1 protein-coding gene is annotated in these 7040 nt (G+C 36.6%); it reads right to left on the bottom strand.

The window, feature by feature from the left end:
- A partial coding sequence (locus tag ACJMLD_RS05610) for an Ig-like domain repeat protein (protein WP_405268987.1) occupies positions 1-6975 on the bottom strand: 6975 nt, incomplete at its 3' end.
- Positions 6976-7040: the final 65 nt, after the last annotated feature.

The following is a 7040-nucleotide window of genomic DNA, read 5'->3' as shown; positions in this document are numbered from 1 at the left end:
AATTTCAGGGATATAGAATGTTGCATTACCATCAACAGTACTGTTAGTGTATTTCATACCATTAATTTCAATGGTTACATCCTCAGTTGCATCGCTAGGAACAGTCACAATCACTTTAACAGTATCATTAACATAGATGCTGGTTTCATTAACCACAGTAATATTGATTGAAGGATATGTTTTGTTTACTGTAAATAAGGTAGTGAAGTTGATATGTTCAAATTCTGTATCATTTACATATGCTGTAACTGTGTAAACACCTTCTTTAAGTCCTGTAATGTTGAATGTAGCTTTATTATCAGTGAATGAATTATTTCTGTAGCTTTTTCCATCTACCCAAATAACCACATCATCAACATTGTCTGGAACTTCAACAGTGATTATCTCATCCTCGCCGACAGTGATGTTCATTGCAGTTACATTAATACCGTAATTAGTAACTTTTGGAGGAGTGAATGTGTGTTCCACTCTAGCATCAGTAAAGTTCTCATTACCACCATATTCTACAATGATAGTGTAAGGTTTAATTTCTGTGAGGACTTGGGTTATGAATTCTTCATCAACGGAAACATTAGGATATAGCACACCATCAACAGTGACATTTACCACTTTTCCATGAATCTCATCATTGATATAGATTTCCACGGTAGCATTTTCATTAACAGTGCCGCTGACTATGAAGTCCAAACCAGGATCTGCCTTTTTAACTTCAAATTTGGCAGATTCTGTATCATTAATATTATAATCATCATTTCCATTGTAAGTTGCATTGACTGTGTAGTTGCCAGCAGCCAAACCTTCGACAGTCCAAGTGACTTTGCCGTTTTCAATCGGCAAGGTAATGTTTCTTCCATTTGTATCATTGAGTTTGAGTGTAATGTTGCCTGTAACACCTTCAGGAACTGTTACAACAATAGTGGTGGCATTTCCATATGTTACGTTGTGGGCTTCAATTGATACGGTAGCATTTATCTTGCCTACTGTGAAGGTAGTGTCGTTTTCTGCTGTTGTGTAGTTGTCAAGAGCGTCTCCATAGTATTTGATATGTACGCTGTATTTTCCAACAGCCAAGTCATCAACAATGACTTCGGCAACACCGTTTGTGAATTCTTCTGCATCTACATAAATAGGGCGTTTGGTGAAGTTTCCACTTAATACAACAAATCCTGTTGCATTTGCAGGAATGTTGATTGTTATTGTGGTTGCTTGGTCAACAGTGACATTTAAAGCTGTCACATTTACTTTTGGATTTCTTTGAGTCACGTCAAATTCAGCCATTGATCTGTTTCCTGTTAGGTTTGTGTCCCCATCATAGAATACCCAAACGACCTTGTGTCCAACAGCTAAATCGGAAGTATTGAATCTTGCGATTCCATTCTTAATTTCGGCGGTATGATTAACGCCATTAATATTAATAGTTACATTGCCGGTTGCATTAGTGATAATATTGCCGGCAGCATCTTTAATTGTAATATTTATATATTCTGTATCCCATACAGGAATGTCATGCACATCAACATCTAAAACTGTGCCGATTTGCAATACGTTGAAGCCATCAGTCACTGTAGCGTTGGTGTAGTTTGCATTTCCACTATAGTTAGCAATGACCACACAATTTCCAACAGCCAAACCACTGACAGTCCAATTGACTTTACCATCAACAATTGGTAAAGTAATGTTCTTATCAGTTCCATTAATCTTAATTGTTATATTTCCTGTTACACCATCAGGAACTGTCACGGTAATGTTTGCCTCTTCACCATAGTATATATCTTCAACGGTTATATTAAGCACTGGTTTTGCTTTATATACTGTGAAATTGGTGCTGTTTGTATTTACTGTGTAGTTTTCATCACCATTATATGTGGCCTCAACAGTGTAGTTTCCGGCAGGCAATATGATTCCAGGCATTGTTGCTTTTCCGTCTGTGAGGTTTTGTGTGTCAAATACATAGTAAGTGTCATTTATTTTGACGGTTACGTTGCCGGTAGCGTCTTCAGGAAGTGTTACGACGATTACAGTTTCATTTCCGTATGTCACATTGTCAACGTCAATTATTATGGTAGGTTTAGCTTGTGATACGTTGAATAAGGTTGAATTGGTTGAATTATAGTATTTCTTATCTTCGTTAAATCTTACGGTTACATTGTATACGCCAACATTCAATCCGGAGATTGGCACGCTTGCAGTGCCGTCAATGATCTCGACAAAGTAGGAAGTTCCGTTTACAGTCACATTCAAGATTCCGGTTGCGTCATCCGGAACGGTAATGTTAATGACTTCTGTCTCTCCGCGAGTAATGTTAGTTGTACTTATTAGAACAGTTGAATTGTACTTAATTACGTTGAAGTGGTCTTCATCCCAGGAAGGTGCGTACAATTCAGTGCCGTTATAAGTTGCAAATATGTAATTTGTTCCATCTTTCAGTTCAGTAGCATTGAATTCTGCAAAGGTTTCATTGTTTACAGTTATTAAAGGCAAAACATGAGGTTCGCCGTTTATGTAAAGTGTAATGTTTCCTTCACCTTCAGGCAATATGTTCACTTTGATTGGAACGGTTTCATTAATGTAATAGATTTTTTCGTTGTCAACTTCGATTACAAGAGCTGTTATTGTTTTCTCTGTAATGTTTGCATCAGTTGAATTGGTAACGTTATAATAATTATTGTCACCATTGTATGTTGCATTTACGGTGTAGTTTCCACTAGGCAATCCATAAATGATAGTCATTCCCTGACTGTTACCAAGGAATATTGTTGCGGTTCTGCCTTCAACTTGAATGGTTACATTTCCAGTTGCATCGGCTATTCCATATTCTCCATCCATCACGGTTACGTTAACAATTAAATTATAGCCTAAACTTGTGACATTAATCAACATTGTCGGAGTAATCTTTTCAATCTCCAATATGGCAGTTGTGTTGGATTTATCATATTTAGCGTTACCATTGTAAATAAAGGAGAGAGTGTGATTGCCTACTGGCAAGTATTTACCTTCAATTAAAGTGGAAATATTCATGGATCCTGTAGAGTGGTCTAATGAAATATTTCCAAGGAATGTATCATTAAGGTAAACGGATACATTACCTGTTGCACCTGAAGTCACATTCACATAAACAGTTGAATTTAAGTGGTATTTTGTTTTGTCTGCAGATGCATTGACTTCTGAAGGTAACCTTGAAGTTAATTTAATAATAGTGTAATAGTCATCATTAGTTAATTCCGCTTCTACGTAAATTTCATTATATTTTTCCTCAGGTACATTTGGCACGAGGTCATGCAAGTCTAAGTGGATTTTACCATATTTATCTGTTATGAAATATTGTTGGTCAGGATTCAATAAATTGCCCGCATCATCATATACTCTAACAGTTATGTTTTGACCCGCTTCAGGAGTTGGATCTGCTGCATTCGGCAATGTAGTTGCACTTGATCCGGTGTTAGCCTCGCCGTTTTCATTCCAGTAAGTCACATTGGTACAAGTTGGCCTATTTGAATTTGTTATATATATCGCATTCAAGTACTTATCTTTACCTTTGAATAATATTACAATTTCACCGGTTCCTTCGTTGTAAGTATCAAATGTGAGTGAACTTGAATTTGCTTGGTTTTCAATTAGATATGAATTAATTATTTTGAATGCTACAGTAGAATAGATTGCTGAACCTGAGAATGCTTTGTTATCTGTCATGTTCAAGTTTGTAAGTGAAGCTCCTCCTTGAGCAATATAGATACCTCCACCTAGCTCTGCGGTGTTATTTATGAATGTCAAGTCATGAATATTAAGATTGTTTTTATTCACATAGAAACCTCCACCGAGATTTGCAGTGTTATTATAGAATTCGTCGTCCTGCAAGTCAATAGCTGAGTCGGTCCAAACAGCCCCACCATTATCAGTAGCATTGTTGCCTTCAAAAGTACAGTTATAGAAATCAATCTTAGTTCTAGCTTTATAGGCAGATACTGCTCCACCATTATTTGCAGTGTTGTTTATAAATAAAACATTATAGAAATGAACATTATCACATTCTTTAACTTGAACAGCTCCTCCACCAAAGGAATTTTGGCCAAACGCTTTAGCAACATTATTAATGAATGAGGTATTATTAATTATAATCCTGTCTGTCAAGCCATTTTTAGTTTGAGCATATAGTGCTCCCGCTTCTTTATCTGATACTGAATTTTTAAATACGCTGTTATTAATAATAAACTCAGAATCGGCTCTTAAGTACAAAGCACCTCCTTGAACCCAAACATTACCTGAGTTAGATGTAGTGATATAATTGCCGTCAAATACACAGTTATCAATAAGTGCATGGTTACTTCTATCCCATAAAATAGCTCCACCATCAGCCTTATCAGAAGATTGGACAGAATTGTTGATGAATTGGGAATTTTTAATTGTACCATGATCTCCGTTATCGGACCAATAGACAGCTCCACCACCTCTAGTATTTGAAGCGAAATTAGCTGCATAAACAACATTCTCTAAGAACATACAGCCATCAACAGTATTATATTTAGATTTGGTTCCTCCATACCAGTAAATAGCTCCTCCGTTTCCTCTAGCAATGTTGCTTGTAAAGTTAGAATCTGTAACGTTAGAATATGAACCAGTGGAGTACATTGCACCACCATCCAGATAAGCATAAGAATCATTAAATGTGGATGCGTTAACAGTACAATAATCACCAGCCAAGTATATTGCTCCACCTTGGTATGCACCGGAAGATTCGAATTCAGAACCATTAATAGTAGCGCGATTACCTTTAATATATATTGCACCACCTAAGTTATCAGTAGTATAAGAAGATCCTGATTTTGCATAATTGTCCTTGAAGGATGAATCTATAATGGTTGTATCAACACCGTCAATATATATCGCACCACCTACTTTTGCAGTGGAGTCGCTGATGTTGGAGTTCTTGATTGTAGCGCGGTCACCGGTAATATATACTGTACCACCATTAATAGCTTCACAATCCTCAAAGGTACAAGTATCAACTAAAGTATCACTACCGATAATGTACATTGCACCACCATAAGGCAAGTCATCACCACTAGGTGTAGCACTAGTATCAGAAGTACAACTGCTAAAGTTACAGTTAGTGATGTTCACATTATCACCAGTAATGAACAATGCACCACCATTAAATGTAGCAAAACTGTCTGTGAAAGTGGACTTGTCAATAACAGTATCGTCTCCAGTAAGACAGATAGTACCACCTTTTGAAGTAGATGTACCTGAACTTATACCCCTATTATTGGCACAGGTAATATTATAGATATTACCTTGAGCACCATTCCAGTATATTGCACCACCATCATCACCAGCAACATTATCTGTAAAGGTGGAGTTATGCACAATACATTTCTTACCATCAATATATATTGCACCACCATCTTTAGTAGCTTCATCATTAGTGAATGTGGAATTATTGATTATAGCACTGTCACCTAGTACATATATTGCACCACCATTAATAGCTTCACAATCATCAAAGGTACAAGTATCAACTAAGGTATTATTACCAAGAATATACATTGCACCACCATAAGGCAAGTCATCACCACTAGGTGTAGCACTAGTATCAGAAGTACATTTGCTGAAGTCACAATTAGTGATGTTCACATTATCACCAGTAATGAATAATGCACCACCATTATATGTGGCAGAACTATCAGTGAAAGTAGACTTATCTATACTAGTATCATCACCAGTAAGACAAATACTACCACCTTTAGAAGTAGATGTGCCAGAACTAATACCTCTATTATTGGTACAATTAATATTATAAATAGTACCTCTAGCACCATTCCAATATAATGCACCACCATCATCACCAACAATATTATTAGTGAATGTAGAGTTGGCTACAACACAGTCTTCACCATCAACATATATTGCACCACCATCTTTAGTAGCATTATTATTGGTGAAAGTAGAATGATCAACTTTAGCACTATCACCTAATACATATATTGCACCACCATAAATAGCTTCACAATCATCAAAGGTACAAGTATCAACTAAGGCATTATTACCTATAATGTACATTGCACCACCATAAGGCAAGTCATCAGCATTAGGTGTAGCAGTGATATCAGAAGTACATTTGCTGAAATCACAGTTAGTGATGTTCACATTATCACCAGTAACGAACAATGCCCCACCGTTATATGTGGCGGAACTGTCGGTGAAAGTGGACTTGTCAACGGTGACATCATCACCAGTAAGACATATGGAGCCTCCTTTTGAAGTGGAACCGTCGGAACTGATACCCTTATTGTTCACGCAGGTAATATTATATATTGTTCCAGCATCACCATTCCAGCATAATGCAGCACCGTCATCGCCAGCAATGTTATCTGTGAAAGTGGAGTTTGCTACAGTACAATGATCAGCATTGACATAGATTGCACCACCGTCTTTGGCAGCGTATGAATTTTTGAAAGTACAGTTGTCAACGAGTAAGCCTTCTGCACTAGTATATATAGACCCTCCGTTAGTTACAGATGTGCTTCCACCGTTAACAAAATTAATTCCAGTTAATGTTACGGTACTTCCAGTTGTTATGTTAAATATTCTCGCAGAGCTAATAGCATCAATAGTAAAGTCATTACCTCTAATAACTATATCTTTTGAAATAACAATACCGTTTGTCAATCCGGCATCTGAACTGCTGTTATAAGCATAATTCTTATCCAGACTAATAGTGCCTGTAGTATCATTATTTATCCGTTCTTGTAATTCCGAAAATGATCCTGCGCCATCATTTTCACCCCTTACTATTGAATCATCATCAGAGAGTGAATATGACGAAAGATCATTACTTATGCTGACAGCATCATCAGTTTGAACTGTCAATATTGTATCATCTGTTGTATTTACATCAACATCGGCAGCAGAAACTGCTTGAAGTGAGAAAATAAAACATATGATTAAACATATCATTAATATCTCTTTCTTATTCATAATACACCCCCTCCATTTTATAACATAGGTTATATTTTAACCTAACATGGAGAGTCTATCGTGAT

This window comes from Methanobrevibacter sp. (assembly GCF_045112895.1).
Classification (GTDB): Archaea; Methanobacteriota; Methanobacteria; order Methanobacteriales; family Methanobacteriaceae; genus Methanocatella.
Note: the sequence above shows the minus strand (reverse complement) of the source record. Positions and strands in the feature narration are given on the sequence as shown.